Raw genomic sequence first — 24,068 nt, forward strand, 5'->3', positions numbered from 1 at the left:
GTACGGCGATCAGCGCTGGATCTCTCGATCCCGGTCGAGCGTGTAAGGCAGGTCAAGCAGTTGCAAACCGGGGCCTTCCAGGGTGCCGACGTGCACATCTCCACTATCGGCAGCTTCGGCTTGCAACACGGCCAGAAGTTCAATGCTCTCGCCGGCTTTTGCCGCAATGACCACTTCGCCGATTGCGCTATTGTGGCTGGGGGAAAACAGCGGAGTGCCTGGCTCGGGCAGTTCAGACGCATCGAGGCTCAAGCGGTACAGGCGACGTTTGAGTTTGCCCAGGTACTGCATGCGCGCGACAATTTCCTGGCCGGTGTAGCAGCCTTTCTTGAAGCTCACGCCACCCACGGCCTGCAGGTTGAGCATCTGCGGGATGAACAGCTCGCGGGTTTGCGGCATGACTTGGCCGATGCCTGCACGGATTTGCCCCAGCAGCCACTCATTCAGATCGGTTTGGTCGAGGGTTGCAGCCAATTGATTGCGTACGACGTCGCCTTGCTCGGCAGGCACCCAGAGTTCAGCGCGACCTGGGGAGACGCGGATGGCGATCAACGCATCGTTGCGCACGACACTGTCGGTCTCGGTCGACAGCTCAAGGCCGAGGCTGGCCAGGGCCGTGTCCGCATTCACCAGGCCGAAGCGCACCCAGGCGGCGCTTTCGTCGGTGAGCTTGGACTTGGAGAATACGGCGTACTTCTTCAGGTCGGCCAGCTGCGGTTCCAGCAGCTCGGTGGTCATGGCCAGCAACACGCCGTCACCTTGCAGCAGGATGCGGAAGCTCGACTGCATGCGCCCTTTTTGCGTGCAGCGCGCGCCGAGGCTGGCCTGGGTATCGCTCAGGTAATTGAGGTTGCAGGTCAGTTGGCCCTGAAGGAATTTGGCAGCATCGGCGCCGCGGACGGCGAGAACGCCTTCGTGGGACAGGGGGCAGAAGAAAGCAGAGTCAGCCATGGGTCATCGCAGGTCAAAAAGTCATGGGTGCATCATAGAGGGGCGCCCGGCAAATGGATAGTTTCCGTATGGGGCGACCAAAGCCGACTGTTCCGGTGCCGTCGGGCCTGTATACTTGCCGCCTATTTGAGGAGCGCTCCATGGTCGAAGATGTAGAAATCAATCGTCTCTACTGGCACAGCCGTCGTGGCATGCTGGAGTTGGATGTGTTGCTGGTGCCTTTCACCAAAGAGGTCTATGCAACGCTCAATCAGGTGGATCGCGACCTCTACGTCAGGCTGCTGACTTGTGAAGACCAGGACATGTTCGGCTGGTTCATGGAACGCGCCGAATCCGAAGACCCAGAGCTGCAGCGCATGGTTCGGATGATCCTGGACCGTGTCCAGCCCAAGTAATACATTCGAATGCCGCTGGCAGGCCTCACGGCTGTTGCTGGCGGCGTATTTCCTTGCCCAGCTGTTCGCGCTGGGTGCGCTTTGGTTTCTTGATCTGTCCTATTCAAGTCTTGGCCTGCTGGTGTGTCTGGCGCACGCGGCCTGGGTTTTGCCGCGCTCTGTCCTGTTGACTCACCGTTCGTCGATTCATGGCCTGCGTCGCGACGCCGATGGCTGGCAGTTGCTCAGTGCGCAGCGGGGCTGGCACAGCGTGCAGTTGCGACCGGACAGCCTCGCATTGCCGTTGATCGTCGTGCTGCGCTACCGGGTGCCGGGCGAATGGCGGATACGTTCGGTGTGTGTGCCCAGGGATTCGCAGGTCGCCGATGTGCATCGACGCCTGCGGGTTCGTCTGAAGTTCAGCCGCCGTAGGTGGTTGGCACCAGGATAGTGTCGCGGGCCTCGGGCAGCATCTGCGGGTAATCGAGGGTGTAATGCAGGCCCCGGCTTTCCTTGCGTTCCATGGCCGAGCGGATCATCAGTTCCGCCACCTGGGCCAGGTTGCGCAACTCGATCAAGTCGCGGCTGACCTTGTAGTTACTGTAGAACTCGTCGATTTCATCCAGCAGCAACCGCACTCGATGCTGCGCGCGTTGCAGGCGTTTGTTGGTGCGCACGATCCCCACGTAGTCCCACATGAAGCGGCGCAGTTCGTCCCAGTTATGGGCGATGATCACGTCTTCGTCCGAATCGGTCACCTGGCTGGCGTCCCAGCGGGGCAGGGCGGCCGGCACCGGAATGCGCGGCAGCTGTTCAAGAATGTCTGCGGCCGCCGAGCGCGCATAGACGAAACATTCCAGCAGCGAGTTGCTGGCCATGCGGTTGGCGCCGTGCAGGCCGGTAAAGCTGGTTTCGCCAATCGCATACAGGCCCGGGACATCGGTGCGACCGTGCTGGTCGACCATTACGCCACCGCAGGTGTAGTGCGCAGCCGGCACCACGGGGATCGGGCCTTGGGTGATGTCGATGTTGAAGGCCAGGCAACGCTCGTAGACCGTAGGGAAGTGAGTCTTGATGAAGGCTTCGGGCTTGTGGCTGATGTCCAGGTAGACGCAGTCGATGCCCAGGCGCTTCATTTCATGGTCGATGGCGCGGGCGACGATATCGCGCGGGGCCAGTTCGGCGCGCGGGTCGAAGCGCTGCATGAAGCGCTCGCCGTTGGGCAGTTTCAGGTGGGCGCCTTCGCCGCGCAGGGCTTCGGTAATCAGGAAACTCTTGGCTTGCGGGTGATACAGGCAAGTGGGGTGGAACTGGTTGAATTCCAGGTTGGCCACCCGGCAGCCCGAGCGCCAGGCCATGGCGATGCCATCACCACAGGCGCCATCGGGGTTGCTGGTATAGAGGTAGACCTTGGCCGCGCCGCCGGAGGCAAGGATGGTGAAGCGCGCGCCGTAGGTATCGACTTCGCCGCTGGCGCGGTTGAGCACGTAGGCGCCGAGGCAGCGCTCGCCGTCCAGGCCCAGCCGTTTTTCGGTGATCAGGTCGACGGCGACGCGTTGTTCCAGTAATTCGATATTGGGGCGCTGGCGAGCTTGTTCGAGCAGTGTCTTGAAAATGGCGGCGCCAGTGGCGTCTGCCGCATGGATGATGCGGCGGTGGCTGTGACCGCCTTCGCGGGTCAGGTGGAACTCAAAACCGCCGTCGTCGCTGCCTGCGTGTTCGTCGCGGGTAAAAGGGACGCCTTGATCGATCAGCCATTGGATGGCTTCACGGCTGTGCTCGACGGTGAAGCGCACCGCGTCTTCATTGCACAGGCCCCCGCCGGCATTGAGAGTATCCTCGACGTGGGATTGCACTGTATCGGTGTCGTCCAGCACGGCGGCGACACCGCCCTGGGCCCAGAATGTCGAGCCGTTGGCCAGGTCGCCCTTGCTCAGTACCGCAATGCGCAGGTGGCTGGGGAGGGTCAGCGCAAGGCTCAAACCGGCCGCGCCGCTGCCGATCACCAGGACATCGTGTTGAAACTGTTGGCTCATTTGAGGGATTCCGCAAAAAGCGATCCGAAGAGGTGGCGCAAACAGGACGCCTGGATCGGCGAATCAAAGGGTCACACGGGCTACTAGTATATAGAGGGGTGGAGCGGCACAATAGCCGGGCATTCGTGGCAATGTGAGATTACGGTGCACGGCTAGGGTAAAATCGCCAGGTTATTGAGGTGGGAACTTTTTGCATAAGCCCCGACTCAATAGCAGGTTGCCCGAAAGCTGGGAAAACGTTGAGTTTATTGGCCCGTCGGGAGCATTGGACGCGTCAGAAAACCGGCGACAAGATTATTCGCGCAGTCGGCCATGCCCGTACTGCGTTTTTCGTGTGTGCCAAATCAGTGCGTGCCGGAAACTTGCTTGAAGGGGGAGAACTTTTGCGAAAAGACCGAGTCTATGTTTGCAAGCCTGATCGTTTAGTTATGCAAGCCTCCTTCAAGTACAACGAGGAGTGTTCATGCTAACCCAGGAAGAGGATCAGCAGCTGGTCGAGCGCGTTCAACGCGGCGACAAGCGAGCTTTTGATCTGCTAGTGCTGAAATACCAGCACAAAATTCTCGGGTTGATCGTGCGGTTTGTGCACGACACCCATGAAGCGCAGGACGTTGCACAGGAAGCCTTTATCAAGGCTTACCGTGCACTTGGTAACTTTCGCGGTGATAGTGCGTTTTACACGTGGCTATACCGAATCGCCATCAACACGGCGAAGAACTATCTGGTGTCTCGCGGACGCCGCCCACCGGATAGTGATGTAAGTTCAGAAGATGCGGAATTTTACGATGGTGATCACGGCCTCAAGGATCTCGAATCGCCGGAGCGTGCATTGCTGCGCGACGAGATCGAAGGCACCGTTCATCGCACAATTCAGCAACTGCCAGAAGATTTACGTACGGCGTTAACTTTACGTGAATTCGATGGTCTGAGTTACGAAGACATTGCGAGCGTCATGCAGTGTCCGGTGGGGACTGTAAGGTCACGGATTTTCCGGGCCCGGGAAGCCATCGATAAAGCCTTGCAACCGTTGTTGCAGGAAAACTAAAGACAGCGGCGACAGCCAAGAGAGGAACCGCCATGAGTCGTGATGCCCTGCAGGAATCGCTGTCCGCAGTGATGGATAACGAAGCGGATGAACTGGAACTTCGTCGAGTGCTCAACGCATTTGATGATGCCGAAACCCGTGATACCTGGTCTCGTTACCAAGTCGCTCGGGCGGTGATGCACAAGGATCTTCTAATCCCTCGTCTGGATATTGCTGCGGCCGTTTCTGCCGCGCTGGCTGATGAAGCCGTTCCGGCAAAAGCTGCTCGTGGTCCATGGCGTAGCCTGGGTCGCCTGGCAGTGGCTGCTTCGGTGACTGTTGCCGTGTTGGCCGGTGTTCGCCTGTACAACCAGGACGAAATCGCCGGTGCCGAACTGGCCCAGCAGACTCAGCAACCGGTCATGGCCGGTCCGCAAGTCAAAGGCCCAGCGGTACTGGCCGGCTACAAGGAAAGCTCTGACACCACCGGCCCGATGGCCAGCGGTGTACTGCAAGGGCAATCCGGCTGGCAGGACCAGCGTCTTCCAGGCTACCTGCGCCAGCACGCACAGGAATCGGCTCTGAAGGGCACTGAAAGCGCTTTGCCATACGCTCGCGCAGCAAGCCTGGAAAACCGCTAATCCGTAAGGAGCTCTATGCGAGCCATACCGCTCCTTACGCTTTTGCTCGGTGGTTGGTTTGCACTCCCCGCCCATGGCGATGAAGCCCAAGACTGGCTGACTCGACTTGGGCGTGCAGAGCAGCAGCAAAGCTTTCAAGGCACGTTCGTCTACGAACGTAACGGCAGTTTTTCTACCCATGACATCTGGCATCGTGTCCAGGAGGGTCAGGTCCGTGAGCGGCTTTTGCAGCTCGATGGTTCTGCCCAGGAAGTCGTGCGGCTGGATGGCCGGACCCAATGTGTCAGCGGCACCCTTGTCGCAGGCCTTGGCAACTCGCGTGATGCGCCATCCCGTGCGTTGGATCCGCAAAAACTCAATCAATTCTACGAACTGGCCGTCATTGGCAAATCCCGTGTGGCCGGGCGTAACGCGGTGATCGTGTCGATCATGCCGCGTGACCAGTATCGCTATGGTTTCGAGCTGCACCTGGATCGCGAAACCGCGCTGCCTCTCAAGTCGCTTTTGCTGAATGATCAAGGGCAGCTGCTTGAGCGCTTCCAGTTCACGCGGTTGAACACATCAGTCGCACCGGATGATCGCGATCTGCAACCCAGCACCGAATGCACACCTATATCGGTTGCCAATGAGAAGGCTCCAGAAGTGCAATCTACTGAGGCATGGCATTTGGAGTGGTTGCCGCCCGGCTTTCAACTGACCAATACCAGCGCCCGCAAAGACGCCCAGACCAAGGCAACAGTCGACAGTCTCATGTATGAGGACGGGCTGGCGCGTTTCTCGGTGTTCCTGGAGCCGATCAGTGATGCGAGTGTCACGGAAACCCGCACCCAACTCGGCCCTACGGTGGCTGTATCTCGTCGCCTCAATACGGTGGACGGTGAAATGATGGTAACGGTGGTGGGCGAAATCCCGATCGGCACCGCAGAACGTATCGCGTTGTCGGTGCGCGGTGAAAAAAAACCAGCCGCCCAGCCGTGAGCCGTTAATCCTATGTTCATCCTGACGTTTCACTGTATTTGCATGCCAGGTTGGCTGCCGAGAGCATGAAATGTCTGGATCAGCATTTTCACTTGCAAAAATCTCTTATGTTTTTTATAGGTCAGGGCTTGTCGGCTCTGGCCTTGTTTTGTTCGCGGAACAAAGATGTCGGTCGCAGTTTTCGGCGTTTCTTGAACCCTGTCGCTCAACCCTGCTCGTCGTAACGGGAGCTGTATGTCGATACCACGTTTGAAGTCTTACCTATCCATAGTCGCCACGGTGTTGGTGCTGGGTCAGGCCTTGCCCGCGCAAGCGGCCGAGCTACCTGACTTTACCCAGTTGGTTGAGCAAGCCTCGCCGGCCGTGGTGAACATCAGTACCACGCAAAAACTGCCGGATCGCAAAGTCTCCAACCAGCAGATGCCGGACCTGGAAGGCCTGCCGCCGATGCTGCGCGAGTTCTTTGAGCGCGGCATGCCGCAACCGCGTGCCCCCCGTGGTGGCGGGGGTGGCCAGCGTGAGGCTCAGTCCCTGGGCTCGGGCTTTATCATTTCGCCGGATGGCTACATCCTCACCAACAACCACGTGATTGCCGATGCCGACGAGATTCTCGTGCGCCTGGCTGACCGCAGTGAACTGAAAGCCAAGCTGGTGGGCACCGACCCACGTTCCGATGTGGCGCTGCTGAAGATCGAAGGCAAAGACCTGCCCGTGCTGAAATTGGGCAAATCCCAGGACCTGAAGGCCGGGCAGTGGGTCGTCGCCATCGGTTCGCCGTTTGGTTTTGACCACACCGTGACCCAAGGTATCGTCAGCGCCATCGGCCGCAGCTTGCCGAACGAAAACTACGTGCCGTTCATCCAGACCGACGTGCCGATCAACCCGGGTAACTCGGGTGGTCCGCTGTTCAACCTGGCCGGTGAAGTGGTGGGGATCAACTCGCAAATCTACACCCGCTCCGGTGGTTTCATGGGCGTGTCGTTCGCTATCCCGATCGATGTAGCCATGGACGTTTCCAACCAGCTGAAAAGCGGCGGCAAAGTCAGCCGTGGCTGGTTGGGCGTAGTGATCCAGGAAGTGAACAAAGACCTGGCTGAGTCCTTCGGCCTCGACAAGCCGGCCGGTGCGCTGGTCGCGCAGATCCAGGACGACGGCCCGGCTGCCAAAGGGGGCCTGCAAGTCGGCGACGTGATCCTGAGCATGAATGGCCAGCCGATCGTCATGTCGGCCGACCTGCCGCACCTGGTGGGTGCACTCAAGGCGGGCAGCAAGGCCAAGTTGGAAGTGATCCGCGAAGGCAAGCGCCAGACCGTTGAGCTGACAGTGGGTGCCATCCCTGAAGAAGGCGCAACCCTGGATGCGTTGGGTAATGCCAAGCCAGGCGCCGAGCGCAGCAGCAACCGCCTGGGTATTGCCGTGGCCGAGCTGACCGATGAGCAGAAGAAAACCTTCGACCTCAAGAGTGGCGTGGTGATCAAGGAAGTACAGGACGGTCCTGCCTCCCTGATCGGTTTGCAGCCGGGTGATGTCATCACCCACCTGAACAACCAGGCCATCGACAGCACCAAGCAATTCACCGACATCGCCAAGGCGTTGCCGAAGAATCGTTCGGTGTCGATGCGCGTGCTGCGTCAGGGGCGTGCAAGCTTCATCACGTTCAAGCTCGCCGAGTAAGTCGATAAAAATAAAAAGCCCCGCCTTCGTTGGATGAAGGCGGGGCTTTTTTATGGGCGATAGGTTTAGCTCATCATCCCTTTGACCAGCCGTTCCTGCTCGATCAGCTCGCGCTGACGGGCGTCGATACGTGAAGACAGTGGGAAGTTGTTGCCGGCGCGACGCTTGGCAAAATCCAACTGCTGGATGGCCTGCTGGAAATCACCGACCAGCGCAAAGTACTCGGCACGGGCTTGGTGCAGGCCGATGATGTTGCCGGACAAGCCGCGTGTCTCTGCGACCTGGTACCACACGTCTGGATCATCCGGACGAGACTTGAGCAAGCTATCCAATGCTTTTTCCGCATCGGCGGTGCGGTTCTGCTTGAGCAGAAGATCCACGCGTAGCTGATTCAATGGGTAGTTGCCCGGATATTGAGTCAGCATTCGATCAGTACGTTGCTGGGCATCGGGCAGATGGTTGTTGTCTATCTCAAGCTGGATCAGCGCCAGGTTGTAGGTGATGTCGTTCGGCGCTTTGGCGAGTAACGCTGTCAGGTTTTCCCGTGCTTGCTTGAACTGAGAACCCTTGATCTGGGCGATAGCCAGGCCGTAGCGCGCCACATCGTTCTTCGGGTTCTCGTCCAACTGAGCCTGGAAGCGCTTGGCGGCGAGGCCTGACGTGTCTTCGTATTGCAGCTGCACCCGTGCGCGAATCAGTTGATAACGCAGGCTGTCTTCCTTGCCACCGGCTTTGGCTTGCTCGGCGCGGTTGCGGGTGTCGGCGATCCGCGATTCGGTGACTGGGTGAGTCAGCAGGAATTCTGGCGGCTTGGCATCGAAGCGGTATTGGCGCATCAGGCGTTCGAACATGGTCGGCATGGAGCGCGGGTCGTAGCCGGCTTTTTCCAGGTTGAGTATGCCGATACGGTCAGCCTCTTGTTCGTTCTGACGGGAGAACCGGCGCTGTTCCTGGATCGCCGCCGCCTGGGTGCCGGCAATCGCGGCAATACCCGCGTCGCCCGCGCCGGCTGCTGCGGCAATGATGCCACCCAGCAGGGCCGCCATCATTGGGATTTGCATACGCTGTTGCGCTTCCACGCCACGGGCGAAGTGACGCTGGGACAAGTGCGCCAGTTCGTGGGCCAGTACCGAGGCATATTCCCCTTCGGTCTGGGCGTTGAGGAACAGGCCGCCGTTGACCCCAACAATTCCGCCAGGCGCGGCAAAGGCGTTCAATTGCGGGCTGTTGATCAGGATGAACTCCAGGCGTCGGTCGTTGACCTGACTGGTCTCCACCAGCTTGTAGACGCTGGTTTCGACGTAATCCTTGAGCTGCGGATCGTTGAGTTGCGAGACCTGGCCCCGAAGGTAGGCCAGCCAGGCGCGGCCCAACTGGTATTCCTGTTGTGGCGAGACAATGGCAGAGCTGGCGTCGCCGAGTGACGGCAGGTCGTCAGCGAAGCCTGGGGAGGCCAGCAGGCAAGCCAGCGTCAGCAGGGTAGGGCGCAAAAAAGTCATGCACAAAGCCTTTCGACAAAGAGCTTACTGTAGCCGGACACTGAGCTTCGGACCAGATATTCTAAGCATCCCCGACGCTTGCCTGGAGTAAACCATGACCGACGCTGTAGCCTTTGATGCCGAACTCGATGCCAGCGGCCTCAATTGCCCGTTACCCTTGCTCAAGGCCAAGTTGGAGCTCAATCGTCTGGCCAGTGGTGCGGTGCTCAAGGTGATCGCCACAGACGCGGGCTCCCAGCGTGATTTCCGCACCTTTGCCAAGCTCGCCGGCCACACCCTGCTCCATGAAGAGGACGCCGCCGGTGTGTACCGTTACTGGTTGCGCAAGGCCTGATCCGTTTGCCCCCACCACCCGAGGTTGATTGATGTTCAAAGTGTTACGAGACTGGATCCAGCGCTACTTCTCCGATGAGGAGGCCGTGGTGCTGGCGGTCCTGCTGTTTCTGGCCTTTACGGCCGTGCTCACCTTGGGCGGCATGCTGGCGCCGGTATTGGCGGGGATGGTGTTGGCGTATCTGATGCAAGGCTTGGTCACCACTCTGGAGCGCTTGCGCTTGCCAGGCGGAGCCGCCGTGGGCCTGGTGTTCGCCTTGTTCATGGGGCTGCTGGTGCTGTTTATCGTGGTAGTACTGCCGCTGCTGTGGCATCAGTTGATCACGTTGTTCAACGAGCTGCCGGGCATGCTCGCCAAATGGCAGTCACTGTTGCTGCTGTTGCCGGAGCGCTACCCGCACCTGGTGTCGGACGAACAGGTATTGCAGGCCATCGAAGCGGCGCGCGGCGAGATCGGAAAATTCGGGCAATGGGCGCTGACCTTTTCCCTGTCCAGCCTGCCGTTGCTGGTCAACATCATGATCTACCTGGTACTGGTGCCGATCCTGGTGTTCTTCTTCCTCAAGGACCGCGCCATGATCGGCCGTTGGGTACGTGGCTATCTGCCGCGCGAACGTGCGCTGATTACCCGGGTGGCCGAGGAAATGAACCGGCAGATTGCCAACTATATTCGCGGCAAGGTCATCGAGATCATTATCTGCGGCGGCGTGACCTATATCGCCTTTATCGCCCTGGACCTGAACTACGCGGCGTTGCTGGCGTTGTTGGTGGGTATTTCAGTGGTAGTGCCGTACGTCGGCGCCGTGGTGGTGACCGTTCCGGTGGCGCTGATCGCGCTGTTCCAGTGGGGCTGGAGCGACCAGTTCATTTACCTGATGGCGGTGTACGGAATCATCCAGACGTTGGATGGCAACGTGCTGGTGCCGCTGCTGTTCTCGGAGGCTGTCAACCTGCACCCGGTCGCGATCATCTGCGCGGTGCTGTTGTTTGGTGGGCTGTGGGGGTTCTGGGGCGTGTTCTTTGCAATCCCGCTGGCGACGCTGTTCAAGGCGGTGCTGGATGCGTGGCCGCGGCAGGAGCCTGTCGTCGCGCCGCTGTTGTAGCGGTTTAGCCTTCTGTGGTGAGCGCCCGCTCACCACAACAGCCCACTGCGTTTCAGGCTTTGTTCAAAGCCTGCGCCGCCGCCAGAACCGCATCCACATGGCCCGGCACTTTCACGCCGCGCCATTCCTGACGCAGCACGCCGTCCTTGTCGATGAGGAACGTGCTGCGATCCACGCCCAGGTATTCCTTGCCGTACAGTTTCTTCAACTTGATCACATCAAACAGCTGGCAGACCGCTTCATCCTTGTCGCTGATCAGCTCGAAGGGAAATGCCTGCTTGCCCTTGAAGTTCTCGTGAGACTTCACACTGTCGCGCGACACGCCAAACACTTCGGTGTTGGCCGCTTTGAATGCTGCGTACTGGTCGCGAAAGCCCTGGCCTTCGGTGGTGCAGCCTGGCGTGCTGTCCTTCGGGTAGAAATATATCACCACTTGCTTGCCCTTGAGGGCTGCAAGGCTGAAGGTCTGGCCGCTGGTGGCCTGGGCTTCGAAATCGGCTACCGGTTTGTCGATGACTACCGCCATGAAAACTTCCTTACATTGGGTTCTGTGGGCGCCATGGCTCGATCAGTGCGTCGAGGTTCAGGGCATCGGCGAAATCCAGGAACTGGTCGCGCAGCCAGCTGATCTGCACGCCGGCCGGCAAGGTCACGGTAAACGTGGCGTTCAGCATGGTGCCGCCGGTTTGCGGGGCCTGGTAGGTGTCGCAGGTCAGGTTCTCCAGCTCGACGTTGTGGTCGATGAAGAACTGGCACAGCTCGTTGACGATGTCCGAACGATAGGCCGAGCTGACGTACGCCACATAAGGCAGGGCCTGGGGACGATTCTCCAGTGCAGCACTGCGCACCACATTGACCGTGAAGTCATGCTTCTTGGCCAGGCCCGGCAGACCGGTTTCCAGGCGCGCCAGGGCGTCCCAGGTGCCGGAGATCTGCAGGACCAGTGCGCTGCACTCGCCGTGACGGGTCAGGCGGGAGGTCACGACGGCGCAGCGGTTTTCATGGCTGGCGCGGCACAGGACGTTGGTCAGCTCCATGGGGTTGGCGCCGAGGGCACTGATAACAAGGAATTGTTCGCGAACTGTGGGGGTGGACATGCAGCCTTCCTAAAACGATGAGCGGTCGATACTGTGCGGGCTGTATCGATCAAAGGATGAAGGGTAGCGAAAACCGTCGCCAAGGGATAGGAGGTGGCGTTTTCATTGCGTGATCGGCTCGATTTCATCCTGCTCCAAGGCGGGCTTTGGCCCAATGATGGCATTGCCCGGCGTTTAGTTGCGCCATAACGCATCCTCAGGCGGTACTTCGCTTGTGCAAGCATCTTGGCGCCAGTACCATTACGGCTCTCTTTTTCCGGCAGGAGCGGTTGCATGATTGCGGGCAGTATGGTGGCACTGGTCACACCCATGGATGCACAAGGTCATCTCGACTGGGACAGCCTGGGCAAACTGGTGGACTTCCACCTGCAAGAAGGCACCAACGCCATCGTGGCGGTCGGCACCACCGGTGAATCGGCCACCCTCGACGTGGAAGAACACATCCAGGTCATCGAATTCGTGGTCAAGCGCGTTGCGGGCCGTATTGCCGTGATCGCCGGTACGGGCGCCAACTCGACGCGTGAAGCGATCGAGTTGACCAAGAACGCCAAGAAGGCCGGCGCCGATGCCTGCCTGCTGGTCACCCCGTACTACAACAAGCCGACCCAGGAAGGCCTGTACCAGCACTTCCGAGCCATCGCCGAAGCCGTCGACATCCCGCAGATCCTCTACAACGTGCCAGGCCGCACCGCTTGCGACATGCAGGCCGCGACCGTGATCCGCTTGTCCACCGTGCCGAACATCATCGGTATCAAGGAAGCCACCGGCGACCTGCAGCGCGCCAAGGACATCCTGGCCGGCGTGAGCAGTGATTTCCTGCTGTATTCCGGTGACGACGCCACCGCCGTAGAGCTGATCCTGCTGGGCGGCAAGGGCAACATCTCCGTGACCGCCAACGTGGCTCCGCGTGCCATGAGCGAAATGTGCGCCGCCGCCATTGCCGGTGACGCCGTGACCGCCCGGGCGATCCACGAGAAGCTGATGCCGCTCAACAAGACACTGTTTATCGAATCCAACCCTATTCCCGTGAAGTGGGCACTGACTGAAATGGGCATGATGCCGGACGGTATCCGTCTGCCGCTCACCCGTCTCAGCGAAGCCTGTCACGAACCGCTGCGACAGGCCCTGCGCCAGTCCGGCGTCCTGGTTTAATTGAGGAAGCACTACGCATGAAGCGATTGGCCGGACTTTCCGCACTTGCCTTGATTATCTCCAGCACCAGTGGCTGCGGTTGGATCTGGGGCCCGGAAGGCTACTTCCGTGACCGCGGTAGCGATTACCTGGAAGCCCAACCTACCAAACCGATGGAATTGCCGCCGGGCGTCAACGTCGCCAAGCGCCTTGACCCGTTGCTGCCGATTCCGCGTAACGTCGCCGACGACACCACCAAGGGTGAGTACGTGGTGCCACGTCCACAGCCGATCTCGGCCGTGGCGGATGCCAGCGACTACAGCCTGCAGAAGAGCGGTGATTCCCGCTGGATCGTGGCCCAGCGCCCGCCTGCTGAAGTCTGGCCAGTGGCCGTGCAGTTCTTCCAGGACAACGGTTTCCGCATCGACGAACAGCGTCCGCAGACCGGTGAGTTCACTACCGCATGGCAGCAGGGCAGCGAGCTGTCCGCCACCATGGCCAAGCGCTTGCAGGCCGGTGGTGTAGCCGCCGATAGCGAAGCCCGTGTGCGTGTGCGCATCGAGCCAGGCGTGCAGCGTAATACCAGTGAAGTCTACGTGGTCAGCGCCGAGCGTCCGGCCGGCAGCACCGCTAATGTTGATTTCACCAACCGTTCGGTGAACACCGGTGTCGACTCGGCCCTGGTCGACGAGATGCTGGCCAGCATGAGCCGTATTTCCGAGAAAGGCGGTTCGGTTTCCTTGCTCGCCGCACGTGATTACGACACCCCGAGCCGCGTCAGCCTCACCGAAGACGGCAGCGGCAACGTGGTGCTGAACCTGGGTGAAGACCTTGACCGTGCCTGGGCCAGTGTTGGCCGTGCATTGGAACAGGGCCCTTGGCGTGTAGAAGACATCAACCGCAGCCTGGGCCTGTACTACATCAACGTGGCTGAAAAAGCCGAGCGTAAAGATGAAGAGCCAGGTTTCTTCAGCAAGCTGTTCGGCAGCCAGCCGACCAAGGAAGAAATCGAGACCCGTGCCGAGCGTTACCAGGTTCGTTTGAGCAAGGTTGGCGAAAGCGTGCAGGTCACCGTCGAGAAGAACATCAACACCGTTGCACCCGCTGAAACAGCGCGCAAAGTGTTGGGCGTGATTCAAGACAACCTGGGCTGATCCGGTGCGTTTTGCCGTTCTCGGCAGCGGTAGCCAAGGGAACGGTACGCTGGTCGCCCACGACGACACGTACGTGCTGGTGGATTGTGGTTTCTCGTTACGGGAAACCGAGCGGCGCCTGCTGCGCCTGGGGGTTGACCCTGCGCAGCTGAGCGCGATTCTGGTGACCCACGAACATGCCGACCACGTGCATGGCGTGGGCTTGCTGTCTCGGCGCTACAATCTCCCGGTGTACCTCAGTCGCGGTACCTTGCGCGGGATGCGCAAACCCATTGAACCCGCAGGTTTCCTGGCCGGTGGCGAGCAGCTGCAAATCGGTGCCCTGAGCATCGATGTGATTGCCGTGGCGCACGACGCCCAGGAGCCGACGCAATATGTCTTCAGCGATGGTGAGCGGCGTTTCGGCGTACTCACCGACCTGGGTTCCTACTGTACGAAGGTGCTGGACGGTTATCGCGACCTCGATGCTTTGATGATCGAGTCCAACCACTGCCGGGACCTGTTGGCTCGCGGCCACTACCCCCGCTTTCTCAAGCAGCGGGTGGGCGGCGAACTGGGACATTTGAACAATCACCAGGCGGCGTACCTGGTGTATGAGTTGGGCTGGCAAGACTTGCAACACCTGGTCCTGGCCCACCTGAGCAGCAAGAACAACCTGCCGCAGCTGGCCCGGCAATGTTTTGTCGACACCCTTGGGTGCGACCCGGACTGGCTGCAACTGGCCGATCAAGATTCAGGGCTCGACTGGCGACACATCGCCTAGCCCACCATTTAGCAAGCGGAGCCCATCATGGAAAAACGTGAAGAACTCTACCGCGGCAAAGCCAAGTCGGTGTACAAGACCGACGACGCCAACCGCCTGATCCTGCTGTTTCGCAACGACACCTCGGCGTTCGACGGCAAGCGCATCGAACAACTTGATCGCAAAGGCATGGTGAACAACAAGTTCAACGCCTTCATCATGCAGAAACTCGAAGAGGCCGGCATTCCGACCCAATTCGATAAACTGCTGGGCGACAACGAGTGCCTGGTCAAGAAGCTCGACATGATCCCGGTTGAATGTGTCGTGCGTAACTACGCCGCCGGCAGCCTGGTCAAGCGTTTGGGCGTGGAAGAGGGCCTTAAGCTCAACCCTTACACCTTCGAGCTGTTCCTCAAGGACGACGCCAAGGGCGACCCGTTCATCAACGAATCCCACGTCGTGGCATTCGGCTGGGGCACCGCTGAGCAACTGGCACGCATGAAGGAGCTGTCCCTCAAGGTCAACGATGTGCTGAGCAAGCTGTTCGACGACGCCGGCCTGCTGCTGGTGGACTTCAAGCTGGAATTCGGCGTGTTCCACGACGGCTCCATCGTCCTGGGCGACGAATTCAGCCCGGACGGCTGCCGTCTGTGGGACAAAGACACCAAGAAGAAGATGGACAAGGACCGCTTCCGCCAGGGCCTCGGTGACGTCATCGAAGCCTACGAAGAAGTCGCCAACCGTCTGGGCGTACCGCTTTAATCGACGCAAGCATCTGATAGCACGGAAAAAAATCTCGCTTCGAACTTTGCTTTCCTGAGTCACGCTGTTATGATGCGCGCCGTTGGAGAGATGCCAGAGTGGCCGAATGGGACGGATTCGAAATCCGTTGTACCTTCACCGGTACCTAGGGTTCGAATCCCTATCTCTCCGCCATTATTGAATAACGAAAAACCCCCGATAACCTAAAGGTTGTCGGGGGTTTTTTGTTTGGGGCAGAAATTTGAAGATGAATTCTGCTACGGTCACTCATCGGATGGCACCATGAGTCGCAACATGAACGTTGAAGCAGTGTTGGCGCAGTTATTGGCGAGTGTCCCTGATCTGATGGCTGTCTATGTGTTTGGCAGTCAAGCGACGGGTGAGGCGAATGCCGACAGCGATATCGACCTGGCAGTGCTTGCTGCCGGCACAGTGGACCCGCTACTGCTGTGGCAGACAGCGGGGGAGCTTGCTGACATCGTGGCGGTGCCCGTCGATCTGCTGGACCTGCGTGCGGCCTCCACGGTCATGCAATATCAGGTAATAACAACCGGGCGTCGGCTCTGGAACAAGGACAGTCAGGTAGGTATTTTCGAGAGCTATATTCTCAGTGAAAAAACCGCGCTGGACACTGCAAGGGCAGCGCTGTTGGCCGATATTCAGAAGGAAGGAAAAGTGCATGGTCGATGATGTGCTCATCAACAAGGCTTCGAGCATTGAGCGCTTTGTGGCTCGCGCTCGCGAGGAGTACGACAAGGACCCTGACAGTTTCGCGACTGACTTCACCCGACAGGATGCGGCGATTCTCAACATTCAGCGTGCCTGCGAAGCTGCACTGGATATGGGGCAGCATTTGATCCGTCGTGAGCGGCTGGGCGTCCCTCAGGGCGCACGTGACGTGTTCCAATTGCTATCCCAAGGTGGGTGGGTGAGCCCTTCCTTGTTGACCAACCTGAAGAATATGGTCGGTTTTCGTAATATCGCCGTTCATGAGTATCAAACCCTTCAATTGCCGATCACCGTTGCGATCATCACTCAGCATCTAGGGGATTTTCTGGCGTTTAGCTCATTTATTCTGACTAAGGATGCAAGTCAGCCAGGCGCCACCCCAGACACTCATCCCGATTAAACGAAAAAGCCTGCTGAGCTCAACACTCAGCAGGCTTTTCAGCCAGTACTTGTCTGGTCAGGCAGGTTGCGCCGCCAAGCTATTGCTGACATTGCGCCCCAGCACCAGCACCGTCACAAAACCCACGCCCACCAACGCCGTCGCCAGGCTCAACAGCACCGAAGTGCCCATCTGATCAACGATCCGCCCGCCAAAGAACGACCCCAGCGCAATGATCACCTGGAACAGCGCGACAAATAGCGGCATACCACGCTCCACATCCTTGGGCGCTACCACAAACATCCAGATACTGGCGCAGGCCGGGAAGGCGCCGAAGGCGAAGCCCCAGAGCGCGATCAGCATGGCGGCGCCGGTCAGGCCGGTGGCGAAGTAGGGGAACAGGGCGGTGCTGGTGCCGATCATCAGCGCGACCAGCAGCAGGGTGTAGCGCACGCTGCGGTTGGCGGCGAAACCGGCAAAAATGTTACCCGCCACACCGGCTACGCCAAACATCAGCAGCAGTGAGCCGATGGTCGGGCCATCGAAGCCGGAGCTGTTCTTGAAGAAGGGCGCGACGTAGGTGTACGCGGCAAAGTGTGCCAGGCCGATCAGCAGTACCGCGATCAAGCCGACCCGAGCCCGTGGGTTGATGAACAACGCTGGCAGGTCGCTGACAAGAATGGCTTTTTCCGGCTTGAGCAATGGCAGCAGAAGGACCTGCGCCAACAGCACCGGAAGGCCCACCAGCGCGGTGACCAGGAAGGTCATGCGCCAGCCCATCAGGCCGCTGAGCCAGGTGCCGACCGGTACGCCCAACACGGTGGCAAGGGTCACACCCATCATGATGATCGAAGTGGCCTTCGCGACGTCCACGCCTTTGGGCGCCAGGCGGCCGCTGAGGGCGATGGCCGTGGCCCAGAATCCGCCGATGCTGATGCCCAGCAATACGCGCCCGAACAACAGCAAGCTGAAGTCGCTGGCGAAGGCCACGACCATGTTGGCGATGATCATGATCAGCGTCAGGCCGATCAGCAGGTAACGGCGGTCCATGGCGCCAATGATCACTGACAGCAAAGGTGCCGCCAGCGCAGCCATGATGCCGGGCAGGGTGACCATCAGGCCGGCGTGGCCGGCACTGATACCCAGGTCTGCGGCAACGTCGTTGAGAACGCCCACGGGTAGGAATTCGCTGGTCACAAGGGCAAAAGCGCCCACGGCGACCGAGAGAATCGCCAGCCACTGCTGTTTGACGCTTTGTTGATTATGTTCGGGGAGGCCGCGAGGGGCCTGGCTGGCACTTGGCATAGTGTTGGGTTCCAGGGTGAACGTCGCCCGAAGTGAGGCGAGGGGGAAGGAAAGTGGAGGCGATTATAGGAATCAGTGCTGGAAATCGGGCAGGCGCTCGTTTCGATAGTAATCATCAGTGCTATCGATGCGCCGCTCTAGCACGCACTACGTGACCCATGCACCTTTCATGCGGACTTCTCAAACATTGCCTACAGGCAGTGCATTGCGATGCCACCGGCGACTGATTAGTGTGTGGTTGCGCACACGATCAGGCGCTTCCCACTGCAAAGGAGTTGCAGCATGAGCAAAAACACCAAGAAAACCTCGGGCAAGATCGCGACATTGGCAGCGGATACGCTCAACAGCCCAACCTCATCAGTCATTGCCAGAAGTCTTGCCGCTTCAGCGCTAGCCCAGAAAGGCACCGACAAGCAGACCAGCGCAGAGATGGAGGAGACGGCTGGCAAGGTGCTGGGCAGCAATAAATACAACGAAGACACGAAGGCGCTTGCGGCGTCGGTGCTTTCTCAGGCCAATAAAGCGCGTTGACGCTGAGTCACTTCGATTAGGTCGGGAAAGTCCCCGTGGTCTCATCGACCACGGGGGCCAGGTTCGCTCATCGCGCGAGTTTTTCAGAAAGACTGTCGATAAATACCGTTTCCGCCCGGCTCATCTTCTGTTCCCGGTTCCACAGCAGATGGATGTCCACGTCCGTAATGCCCTCGTCCGGCGGTAGCCGCCACAGCAGTCCATTCTTCACATCGTCTGCCACAACATGGATCGGCAGGCAGCCAAGACCAAAGCCGGCGATCACCAAACGCCGCACTTCTTCCAGGCTTGAAGACGACGCCACAATCCGCCCGCTGAACCCCTGCTGGTCGCGGAAAATCGTCAACGGCGAGAGCATCCCGCCGATCTGGTCACTGGTGAAGCTCACGAAGTTCTCCGACTGCAGATCGCCCTCCGCCAAACCAATGCGCCCGAACAGCGGGTGATGGCGCCCGCAAAAAAACGCATAGCGCTGGCGCAGGAACAGGTGCTGTTCCAAGCGTGGCTGCGGTCGGCGGTTAAGACTCAGCCCCAGGGTCGCGGTTTTTTCCAAGAGCGCGGCGACGATGTCCGAGCTGCGCATCACCTCGACTTCCAGGTCGACCCGAGGATGTTCGCGATGAAAATCCGCCAGGAATTCATCGAAGGTGTCCGAGTTGATCCGGCTGATCATCAGCAAACGCACTTTGCCAATCACTTCATCGCCCGGTTTTTGCAGGGCATTGCTCATCTGCGACACCTGCCCGTACATCTCGCCGGCGATGGCGAAGATCTGCTCGCCGGCCTCCGTCAACACAAAGCGCGGACCACGGCGGACGATGAGTTGGCAATCGAGCTGTTCTTCCAGGCGCTTGAGCGCCTGACTGATCGCCGGCTGGGTCAGGTGCAGGCGGGCGGCGGCTCGGCTGATGCTCAGCTCCTGGCCAATCACACGGAAGGTGCGCAGCAGGTTCCAGTCCAGGCGGTCGTTGAGCAAGGGGTGAATGTCGCGGCGGGCTTCGGGCATGGCGCAGCTCGATAATAAGCAAGATTTATAATTGGAATAATAAATAGAAAATTGACTAATCATAGCCCCAAGACGATAAATCACCCCTAACAAGCGCCATCAGAGCGCATGCGTTCGACCTTTCTCCTGCCAAAAAAATAACCAAAGGAGCCAGCCCCATGAAGCCTTCCGCTTCGACCCAGCCTCGCCGTGCTGCGGCCGCCGCTTTTATCGGCACCATGATCGAGTGGTACGACTTTTACATCTATGCCACCGCCGCGGCGCTGGTGTTTGGCCAACTGTTTTTCCCCTCCGAAGACAAACTCTTCAGCACCATGGCGGCGTTCGGTACCTTTGCCGTGGGTTTCTTCGCGCGGCCGTTGGGCGGCATTGTGTTCGGGCACATCGGTGACCGGATCGGCCGCAAGAAATCCTTGGTAATTACCCTGGTGATGATGGGTGTGGTCACCGTGTGCATCGGCCTGCTGCCGACCTACGCGCAGATCGGTGCGGCTGCGCCGGTGCTGCTGATCCTGCTGCGTGTGGTGCAGGGTATTGCCGTTGGCGGCGAGTGGGGCGGGGCGGTGTTGATGGCGGGCGAGCATGCGCCCAAAGGCCGCCGCAACTTCTTTGCTTCCTTCGCGCAATTGGGCAGCCCGGCTGGGCTGATCCTGTCGCTGCTCGCGTTCAGTGCGGTCACCCGTCTGCCGGAAGACGCGTTAATGAGTTGGGGCTGGCGCTTGCCGTTCCTGGCCAGCGCGTTGCTGTTGGTGGTTGGCCTGGCGATTCGTCTGGGCGTGAATGAGTCGCCGGAATTTCTTGAAGACAAAGCCTTGGCGGAAAAAGCGCGGGCGATCAAGAAAGACCAGGCCCCAGTCATTGAAGTGCTGCGAACCGCCTGGCGTCCGCTGCTGCTGTGTATCGGTGCCAACACGTTGGGCATTGCCGGTGTGTATTTCACCAACACCTTCATGATTGCCTACAGCACTCAGCAATTGGGCCTACCGCGTTCGTTGATTCTGGAGTGCCTGTTCTTCGTCGCCATCATCCAGTTCTGCGTCCAGCCACTGGCCGCCTGGGTGGCGGAGAAGGTCGGTGCCACGCGTTTCCTGTGCGCAATGACGGTGCTGGCCATGGCTTCGCCTTATCCCATGTTTGTGCTGGTCAGCAGCGGCCAGGCACCCTTGATCATCCTCGGCATCGCCTTGGCGGTGGTGTGCATGGCCTCGTTTTATGCCGTGATCGCCGGCTTCGTCAGCGGCCTGTTTGAAACCCGTTTGCGCTACACCGCGATCTCCCTGGCCTACCAGGTGTGCGGCGCGCTGGCGGGAGGTCTTACGCCGTTGATCGGCACCTGGCTGGCCCACGAATACCAAGGCCAATGGTGGCCGATGGCAGTGTTTTACAGCTTGATCGCGGCGGTCTCGCTGGTGTGTGTGCTGGCATTGTCGCGCCGGCATGCCACCGCCCACCGTCATGAAATGGCCCATAGCGTTTGATGGAGTGTCTGTAATGTTGAAGATCAATGGCGAGCGCCTATGGGCCAGCCTGATGGCCATGGCCGAGATTGGCGCCACGGCACGCGGCGGCAGTTGCCGCCTGGCTTTGAGCGCCGAAGACAAAGCCGGTCGCGAACTGTTCAGCCACTGGTGCACGGCCGCCGGGCTGACCCTGAGCGTGGATGCCATCGGCAACCTGTTCGCCCGTCGTGCCGGAACGGACAAGGATGCGGCGCCTGTGATGATGGGCAGCCACCTCGACACCCAACCCGAAGGTGGGCGTTTCGACGGTGTCTACGGTGTATTGGCGGGTCTGGAGGTGATCCGTAGCCTTGACGATCATGGGATCCAGACACGCAAGCCACTGGAAATCGCGGTATGGACCAACGAGGAGGGCGCTCGTTTTACGCCAGCCATGCTCGGTTCGGCGGTATTCACCGACACCTTGGCACTGGACAAGGCCCTGGCCACAGCCGATGTCGATGGCATCAGTGTGGCCGAGGCTTTGCGTGCTACCGGCTACAACGGCTCACGCCCCTTGGGCGGCGCGGTGGATGCGTATTTCGAAGCGCATATCGAGCAGGGCCCGATTCTTGAGGACAACGCCAAGAGCATCGGCGTGGTCACCGGCGGTCAGGCCATTCGTTGGCTGGATGTGCGCGTCGGAGGCATGGCTGCCCACGCTGGCACTACGCCGATGCCGCTGCGTAGAGACGCCTTGTATGGCGCCGCACAGATGATCCAAGCGTTGGAGAACCTGGCGGCGGATTTTGCCCCGGAAGGCCTGACCACCGTGGGTGAATTGAGCATCGCCAAATCGTCGCGCAACACCATCCCAGGCCTGCTGAATTTCACCGTCGACTTGCGTCATCACCGCGACGGCGATATCGATGCCATGGAACAGCAGGTGCGCCAGCAATTGCAGGCCATCGCCGAGCAACGCGGATTGTCCGTGACCGTCAGCCCACACTGGATCAGCCCGGCTACACCTTTCGACGCCGATTGCGTCGCCTGCGTGCAAACCGCCGTGGATGCCCTGGGTTATAGCCAACAACGCATCGTCAGCGGCGCCGGCCACGACGCCATCCACCTGGCGCGCTATTGCCCGACAGCGATGATCTTCATCCCTTGCGTCGGCGGCCTCAGTCACAACGAAGCCGAAGACGTGTTGCTTGAGGACGTGCGCCAGGGCACCGACGTATTGCTCAATGCCGTGTTGAAACGCGCCGGCCAGGTTCAGTAAGGAGATTTCTTCATGCGTACGTTTTTTCATCCCGAACAACTCTTGCATCATCCGCGCAGCTACTACTCCCGTGGTCAGATGCGTACGCCGCAAGAGGTTCCCGAGCGCGCCCGTAACCTGTTGTTGGCCGCGCAAACCTTGGGGTTCGACATCCTGCAGCCGCAGGACTACGGCCTCGATCCATTGCTGGCCGTACACGGTGCGCCCTACTTGGCTTTCCTGCAGGAAGCCCATCAACGTTGGAAGGAAATCCCCGAAGATTGGGGCGACGAAGTCATGTCCAATATCTTCGTGCGCGAACCCAACGCCCTTCGCGGCATCCTTGCCCAAGCTGCGCGTTACCTCGCAGATGGCAGTTGCCCGATCGGCGAACTGACCTGGCGCTCGGCCTATTGGTCGGCCCAGAGCGCCGTGGCTGCCGCCCAGGACATTCTTGATGGCGCACCGGCCGCCTACGCCCTCTGTCGTCCACCGGGCCACCATGCGCGTTACGATGCGGCAGGAGGATTCTGTTACATCAACAACGCTGCGGTAGCTGCCCAGGCATTGCGGGAAGGTTTCCAGCGCGTCGCCGTACTCGATACCGACATGCACCACGGCCAAGGTATCCAGGAGATTTTCTACGAGCGTGACGACGTGCTTTACGTCTCGATTCACGGTGACCCCACCAACTTCTACCCTGGCGTTGCCGGCTTCGCCGAAGAGCGCGGTAGCGCAGCAGGTGAGGGCTTTAATCTCAACCTGCCAATGCCCCACGGTGCCAGCGAGGCGGTGTTCTTCGAAAAACTGGAACAGGCCTTGGCGGCGGTGAAAAACTTCTCGGCAGATGTGCTGGTGCTGTCACTGGGTTTCGATATCTACGAGCTGGACCCGCAGAGCAAAGTCGCCGTTACACGGGAGGGTTTCGCGCGGTTGGGTGAGTGCATTCGCGGGTTGGGATTGCCGTGCGTGATCGTGCAGGAGGGCGGCTATCACCTGGAGACGTTGGATAGCAATGCGCGGGCGTTTTTTAATGGTCCGCAGGTTTGGGTGTGAGTGTATCGGGCACCAGCTCCAATACCCGGTCTCTGCCGCCTTCCGCCAGCAGATAAGTCCCTCGTCCTGTCGGGACAATCGACTGTGGTGCTTTCAAGAACGAGAGAATGGTTTGCTGGCGCCCCTGTTTATCAATCAACAGCAGGCGTGCCCGATGGGTGGCGTCTTCGTTGACCCATAACCCGCGCTCATCGCACATCAGGAACGTGGGTTGGTTCAGGTTGGCCAGCACCACCGGGTCGCTGCCATCATCGGTCAGCTCACGTACCACACCTTTTTGCTTCTCGTTGTAGAGCAGGCGCCCATCTGTGCAGCGCACGATGGATTCGCCTTCCTGCACTTGGTCGCGCAACACGGTCAGGGCGCCGTCGCTCCAGCGATAACGCAGCAGGCGCCCGGTGGGTTTGCGGTCTTCGATGGCGTAGAGATCGTCGCCGTCATCCCACAAGCCTTGTACGCTTTCGCCTGTGAACAGTTCGGTGACGACGCCGTCCTTGAAGAAGCTGACGGGCAAATCGGCAGACTCCTGGCTGAACACCCAACCGCCACGGGTCCGGACGATACCATCCGGTTTGGACAGGTTGGTCACCACCCCTTCACGGGTGCCGTCGGGGTGAATACGCACGATGCTGCCTTTGCCCTTGTCGAGTTCCTGGCTGACCATCAACGAGCCATCCGCCATGGGCATCAGCGAGGCGGCCTTGGGCACGTCACGGTGTATGACTCGCACGTTCCAACCCTTGGCAGCACTGACGGGGTAGTAACTTTGCCAGGCAAAAAAGCCGAGGGTGGCGACGCATAGCAGGCCCGCTGCACGCACGCCAATCCGGAGTGCAAAGTATTTTTTTGCGGAGTGAGTCATT

At 59.8% G+C, this 24,068-nt stretch carries 26 protein-coding genes and 1 tRNA gene; 19 read left to right on the plus strand and 8 right to left on the minus strand.

Features of this window, described 5'->3' with window-relative positions:
* Positions 1-9 precede the first annotated feature (9 nt).
* Complete coding sequence (locus tag ACP7EW_RS12325) at positions 10-951, minus strand: YgfZ/GcvT domain-containing protein (protein WP_426217283.1); 942 nt, start codon at positions 949-951, stop codon at positions 10-12.
* Between the two features lie 140 nt (positions 952-1,091).
* Here ACP7EW_RS12325 and ACP7EW_RS12330 point away from each other — a divergent pair, with 140 nt between their 5' ends.
* The gene (locus ACP7EW_RS12330; RefSeq protein ID WP_014717362.1) at positions 1,092-1,346 is read left to right on the plus strand and encodes a succinate dehydrogenase assembly factor 2; all 255 of its coding nucleotides are present in this window, start codon (positions 1,092-1,094) and stop codon (positions 1,344-1,346) included.
* Entirely contained in the window at positions 1,330-1,776 is a 447-nt protein-coding gene (locus ACP7EW_RS12335; protein ID WP_061435671.1) for a protein YgfX, read from the plus strand. Before ACP7EW_RS12330 ends, ACP7EW_RS12335 begins: the two co-directional genes overlap by 17 nt.
* Here ACP7EW_RS12335 and nadB read toward each other — a convergent pair.
* Positions 1,745-3,361 (minus strand): L-aspartate oxidase, encoded by a 1,617-nt coding sequence (gene nadB, locus ACP7EW_RS12340; RefSeq protein ID WP_033902656.1) that lies wholly within the window; start codon positions 3,359-3,361, stop codon positions 1,745-1,747. The genes ACP7EW_RS12335 and nadB overlap by 32 nt on opposite strands.
* 463 nt (positions 3,362-3,824) lie before the next feature.
* On the opposite strand from nadB, the gene rpoE reads away from it, so the two are divergent.
* The 4 genes from rpoE to ACP7EW_RS12360 all read left to right on the plus strand — a co-directional run bounded on the left by rpoE (position 3,825) and on the right by ACP7EW_RS12360 (position 7,678).
* On the plus strand, positions 3,825-4,406 hold the full coding sequence (rpoE, locus tag ACP7EW_RS12345) for an RNA polymerase sigma factor RpoE (RefSeq protein WP_003172477.1): 582 nt from the start codon (positions 3,825-3,827) through the stop codon (positions 4,404-4,406).
* Positions 4,407-4,438: 32 nt separating this feature from the next.
* Positions 4,439-5,026: a sigma-E factor negative regulatory protein gene (locus ACP7EW_RS12350; protein ID WP_078741280.1), complete on the plus strand. Its 588-nt coding sequence runs from the start codon at positions 4,439-4,441 to the stop codon at positions 5,024-5,026.
* 15 nt (positions 5,027-5,041) lie between these two features.
* A complete protein-coding gene (locus ACP7EW_RS12355) occupies positions 5,042-6,004 on the plus strand; it encodes a MucB/RseB C-terminal domain-containing protein (protein WP_426217286.1) in 963 nt (320 codons plus the stop codon).
* A gap of 234 nt (positions 6,005-6,238) precedes the next feature.
* On the plus strand, positions 6,239-7,678 hold the full coding sequence (locus ACP7EW_RS12360; RefSeq protein ID WP_016975170.1) for a DegQ family serine endoprotease: 1,440 nt from the start codon (positions 6,239-6,241) through the stop codon (positions 7,676-7,678).
* A gap of 65 nt (positions 7,679-7,743) precedes the next feature.
* Here the strand turns inward: ACP7EW_RS12360 and ACP7EW_RS12365 are convergent, their stop codons facing one another.
* The gene (locus tag ACP7EW_RS12365; RefSeq protein WP_016975171.1) at positions 7,744-9,177 is read right to left on the minus strand and encodes a M48 family metalloprotease; all 1,434 of its coding nucleotides are present in this window, start codon (positions 9,175-9,177) and stop codon (positions 7,744-7,746) included.
* 94 nt (positions 9,178-9,271) lie between these two features.
* On the opposite strand from ACP7EW_RS12365, the gene ACP7EW_RS12370 reads away from it, so the two are divergent.
* Both ACP7EW_RS12370 and ACP7EW_RS12375 read left to right on the plus strand, forming a co-directional pair.
* The gene (locus ACP7EW_RS12370; protein ID WP_010212198.1) at positions 9,272-9,511 is read left to right on the plus strand and encodes a sulfurtransferase TusA family protein; all 240 of its coding nucleotides are present in this window, start codon (positions 9,272-9,274) and stop codon (positions 9,509-9,511) included.
* Positions 9,512-9,542: 31 nt separating this feature from the next.
* Positions 9,543-10,613 (plus strand): AI-2E family transporter, encoded by a 1,071-nt coding sequence (locus tag ACP7EW_RS12375; RefSeq protein ID WP_033902651.1) that lies wholly within the window; start codon positions 9,543-9,545, stop codon positions 10,611-10,613.
* A 52-nt stretch (positions 10,614-10,665) separates the two neighbouring features.
* Here ACP7EW_RS12375 and ACP7EW_RS12380 read toward each other — a convergent pair whose 3' ends face one another.
* Both ACP7EW_RS12380 and ACP7EW_RS12385 read right to left on the minus strand, forming a co-directional pair.
* Positions 10,666-11,139, minus strand: coding sequence for a peroxiredoxin (locus ACP7EW_RS12380; protein ID WP_016975173.1), 474 nt, complete (start codon positions 11,137-11,139; stop codon positions 10,666-10,668).
* Between the two features lie 10 nt (positions 11,140-11,149).
* The gene (locus ACP7EW_RS12385) at positions 11,150-11,710 is read right to left on the minus strand and encodes a glycine cleavage system protein R (protein WP_003172487.1); all 561 of its coding nucleotides are present in this window, start codon (positions 11,708-11,710) and stop codon (positions 11,150-11,152) included.
* A gap of 273 nt (positions 11,711-11,983) precedes the next feature.
* Here ACP7EW_RS12385 and dapA point away from each other — a divergent pair, with 273 nt between their 5' ends.
* From dapA to hepT, 7 genes are all read left to right on the plus strand, one after another.
* Positions 11,984-12,862 (plus strand): 4-hydroxy-tetrahydrodipicolinate synthase, encoded by an 879-nt coding sequence (gene dapA, locus ACP7EW_RS12390; RefSeq protein ID WP_033902649.1) that lies wholly within the window; start codon positions 11,984-11,986, stop codon positions 12,860-12,862.
* Between the two features lie 17 nt (positions 12,863-12,879).
* Positions 12,880-13,995 (plus strand): outer membrane protein assembly factor BamC, encoded by a 1,116-nt coding sequence (gene bamC / locus ACP7EW_RS12395; protein ID WP_028619346.1) that lies wholly within the window; start codon positions 12,880-12,882, stop codon positions 13,993-13,995.
* A gap of 4 nt (positions 13,996-13,999) precedes the next feature.
* The gene (locus ACP7EW_RS12400) at positions 14,000-14,758 is read left to right on the plus strand and encodes an MBL fold metallo-hydrolase (RefSeq protein WP_426217290.1); all 759 of its coding nucleotides are present in this window, start codon (positions 14,000-14,002) and stop codon (positions 14,756-14,758) included.
* A 27-nt stretch (positions 14,759-14,785) separates the two neighbouring features.
* Positions 14,786-15,499, plus strand: coding sequence for a phosphoribosylaminoimidazolesuccinocarboxamide synthase (purC, locus tag ACP7EW_RS12405; RefSeq protein WP_003172493.1), 714 nt, complete (start codon positions 14,786-14,788; stop codon positions 15,497-15,499).
* Between the two features lie 84 nt (positions 15,500-15,583).
* Positions 15,584-15,673 (plus strand) — tRNA-Ser (locus tag ACP7EW_RS12410).
* Positions 15,674-15,793: 120 nt separating this feature from the next.
* A complete protein-coding gene (mntA, locus tag ACP7EW_RS12415; RefSeq protein WP_426217293.1) occupies positions 15,794-16,189 on the plus strand; it encodes a type VII toxin-antitoxin system MntA family adenylyltransferase antitoxin in 396 nt (131 codons plus the stop codon).
* On the plus strand, positions 16,179-16,628 hold the full coding sequence (gene hepT / locus ACP7EW_RS12420) for a type VII toxin-antitoxin system HepT family RNase toxin (protein WP_426217295.1): 450 nt from the start codon (positions 16,179-16,181) through the stop codon (positions 16,626-16,628). The genes mntA and hepT overlap by 11 nt, the downstream gene beginning before the upstream one ends.
* A 57-nt stretch (positions 16,629-16,685) precedes the next feature.
* Here hepT and ACP7EW_RS12425 read toward each other — a convergent pair whose 3' ends face one another.
* The gene (locus ACP7EW_RS12425) at positions 16,686-17,912 is read right to left on the minus strand and encodes an MFS transporter (RefSeq protein WP_426217297.1); all 1,227 of its coding nucleotides are present in this window, start codon (positions 17,910-17,912) and stop codon (positions 16,686-16,688) included.
* Between the two features lie 282 nt (positions 17,913-18,194).
* Between ACP7EW_RS12425 and ACP7EW_RS12430 the strand changes: the two genes are divergently transcribed.
* Positions 18,195-18,443, plus strand: coding sequence for a hypothetical protein (locus ACP7EW_RS12430; RefSeq protein ID WP_426217299.1), 249 nt, complete (start codon positions 18,195-18,197; stop codon positions 18,441-18,443).
* Between the two features lie 67 nt (positions 18,444-18,510).
* Here the strand turns inward: ACP7EW_RS12430 and ACP7EW_RS12435 are convergent, their stop codons facing one another.
* The gene (locus tag ACP7EW_RS12435) at positions 18,511-19,449 is read right to left on the minus strand and encodes a LysR family transcriptional regulator (protein ID WP_033902641.1); all 939 of its coding nucleotides are present in this window, start codon (positions 19,447-19,449) and stop codon (positions 18,511-18,513) included.
* 158 nt (positions 19,450-19,607) lie between these two features.
* Here ACP7EW_RS12435 and ACP7EW_RS12440 point away from each other — a divergent pair, with 158 nt between their 5' ends.
* Genes ACP7EW_RS12440 through ACP7EW_RS12450 form a run of 3 tightly spaced genes read left to right on the plus strand, consistent with a single transcriptional unit; the run spans position 19,608 to position 23,205 of the window.
* Positions 19,608-20,927 carry an MFS transporter gene (locus ACP7EW_RS12440; protein ID WP_426217302.1) on the plus strand — a complete coding sequence of 440 codons (1,320 nt, stop codon included), beginning with the start codon at positions 19,608-19,610 and terminating at the stop codon, positions 20,925-20,927.
* 13 nt (positions 20,928-20,940) lie between these two features.
* Entirely contained in the window at positions 20,941-22,170 is a 1,230-nt protein-coding gene (locus ACP7EW_RS12445) for a Zn-dependent hydrolase (protein ID WP_426217303.1), read from the plus strand.
* Between the two features lie 12 nt (positions 22,171-22,182).
* Positions 22,183-23,205 (plus strand): histone deacetylase family protein, encoded by a 1,023-nt coding sequence (locus ACP7EW_RS12450; RefSeq protein WP_426217305.1) that lies wholly within the window; start codon positions 22,183-22,185, stop codon positions 23,203-23,205.
* On the opposite strand, the gene ACP7EW_RS12455 is transcribed toward ACP7EW_RS12450, so the two are convergent.
* Positions 23,180-24,067, minus strand: a complete 888-nt coding sequence (locus tag ACP7EW_RS12455; RefSeq protein ID WP_426217307.1) for a hypothetical protein — start codon at positions 24,065-24,067, stop codon at positions 23,180-23,182. The two genes, ACP7EW_RS12450 and ACP7EW_RS12455, sit on opposite strands and share 26 nt — an antisense overlap.
* Position 24,068: the final 1 nt, after the last annotated feature.

The sequence above is a fragment of the Pseudomonas sp. DWRC2-2 genome, from assembly GCF_049897885.1.
GTDB lineage: Bacteria > Pseudomonadota > Gammaproteobacteria > Pseudomonadales > Pseudomonadaceae > Aquipseudomonas > Aquipseudomonas azotoformans_A.

What these genes read in the sequence shown, in the direction of transcription:
- ACP7EW_RS12375 (WP_033902651.1), top strand. Translation starts at nt 9,543, where the DNA reads ATGTTCAAAGTGTTACGAGACTGGATCCAGCGCTACTTCTCCGATGAG.
- dapA (WP_033902649.1), top strand. Translation starts at nt 11,984, where the DNA reads ATGATTGCGGGCAGTATGGTGGCACTGGTCACACCCATGGATGCACAA.
- ACP7EW_RS12380 (WP_016975173.1), bottom strand. Translation starts at nt 11,139, where the DNA reads ATGGCGGTAGTCATCGACAAACCGGTAGCCGATTTCGAAGCCCAGGCC.
- ACP7EW_RS12360 (WP_016975170.1), top strand. Translation starts at nt 6,239, where the DNA reads ATGTCGATACCACGTTTGAAGTCTTACCTATCCATAGTCGCCACGGTG.
- rpoE (WP_003172477.1), top strand. Translation starts at nt 3,825, where the DNA reads ATGCTAACCCAGGAAGAGGATCAGCAGCTGGTCGAGCGCGTTCAACGC.
- purC (WP_003172493.1), top strand. Translation starts at nt 14,786, where the DNA reads ATGGAAAAACGTGAAGAACTCTACCGCGGCAAAGCCAAGTCGGTGTAC.
- ACP7EW_RS12330 (WP_014717362.1), top strand. Translation starts at nt 1,092, where the DNA reads ATGGTCGAAGATGTAGAAATCAATCGTCTCTACTGGCACAGCCGTCGT.
- ACP7EW_RS12355 (WP_426217286.1), top strand. Translation starts at nt 5,042, where the DNA reads ATGCGAGCCATACCGCTCCTTACGCTTTTGCTCGGTGGTTGGTTTGCA.
- ACP7EW_RS12435 (WP_033902641.1), bottom strand. Translation starts at nt 19,449, where the DNA reads ATGCCCGAAGCCCGCCGCGACATTCACCCCTTGCTCAACGACCGCCTG.
- mntA (WP_426217293.1), top strand. Translation starts at nt 15,794, where the DNA reads ATGAACGTTGAAGCAGTGTTGGCGCAGTTATTGGCGAGTGTCCCTGAT.
- ACP7EW_RS12365 (WP_016975171.1), bottom strand. Translation starts at nt 9,177, where the DNA reads ATGACTTTTTTGCGCCCTACCCTGCTGACGCTGGCTTGCCTGCTGGCC.
- ACP7EW_RS12385 (WP_003172487.1), bottom strand. Translation starts at nt 11,710, where the DNA reads ATGTCCACCCCCACAGTTCGCGAACAATTCCTTGTTATCAGTGCCCTC.
- bamC (WP_028619346.1), top strand. Translation starts at nt 12,880, where the DNA reads ATGAAGCGATTGGCCGGACTTTCCGCACTTGCCTTGATTATCTCCAGC.
- ACP7EW_RS12430 (WP_426217299.1), top strand. Translation starts at nt 18,195, where the DNA reads ATGAGCAAAAACACCAAGAAAACCTCGGGCAAGATCGCGACATTGGCA.
- ACP7EW_RS12450 (WP_426217305.1), top strand. Translation starts at nt 22,183, where the DNA reads ATGCGTACGTTTTTTCATCCCGAACAACTCTTGCATCATCCGCGCAGC.
- hepT (WP_426217295.1), top strand. Translation starts at nt 16,179, where the DNA reads ATGGTCGATGATGTGCTCATCAACAAGGCTTCGAGCATTGAGCGCTTT.
- ACP7EW_RS12425 (WP_426217297.1), bottom strand. Translation starts at nt 17,912, where the DNA reads ATGCCAAGTGCCAGCCAGGCCCCTCGCGGCCTCCCCGAACATAATCAA.
- ACP7EW_RS12445 (WP_426217303.1), top strand. Translation starts at nt 20,941, where the DNA reads ATGTTGAAGATCAATGGCGAGCGCCTATGGGCCAGCCTGATGGCCATG.
- ACP7EW_RS12350 (WP_078741280.1), top strand. Translation starts at nt 4,439, where the DNA reads ATGAGTCGTGATGCCCTGCAGGAATCGCTGTCCGCAGTGATGGATAAC.
- nadB (WP_033902656.1), bottom strand. Translation starts at nt 3,361, where the DNA reads ATGAGCCAACAGTTTCAACACGATGTCCTGGTGATCGGCAGCGGCGCG.
- ACP7EW_RS12325 (WP_426217283.1), bottom strand. Translation starts at nt 951, where the DNA reads ATGGCTGACTCTGCTTTCTTCTGCCCCCTGTCCCACGAAGGCGTTCTC.
- ACP7EW_RS12440 (WP_426217302.1), top strand. Translation starts at nt 19,608, where the DNA reads ATGAAGCCTTCCGCTTCGACCCAGCCTCGCCGTGCTGCGGCCGCCGCT.
- ACP7EW_RS12370 (WP_010212198.1), top strand. Translation starts at nt 9,272, where the DNA reads ATGACCGACGCTGTAGCCTTTGATGCCGAACTCGATGCCAGCGGCCTC.
- ACP7EW_RS12455 (WP_426217307.1), bottom strand. Translation starts at nt 24,067, where the DNA reads ATGACTCACTCCGCAAAAAAATACTTTGCACTCCGGATTGGCGTGCGT.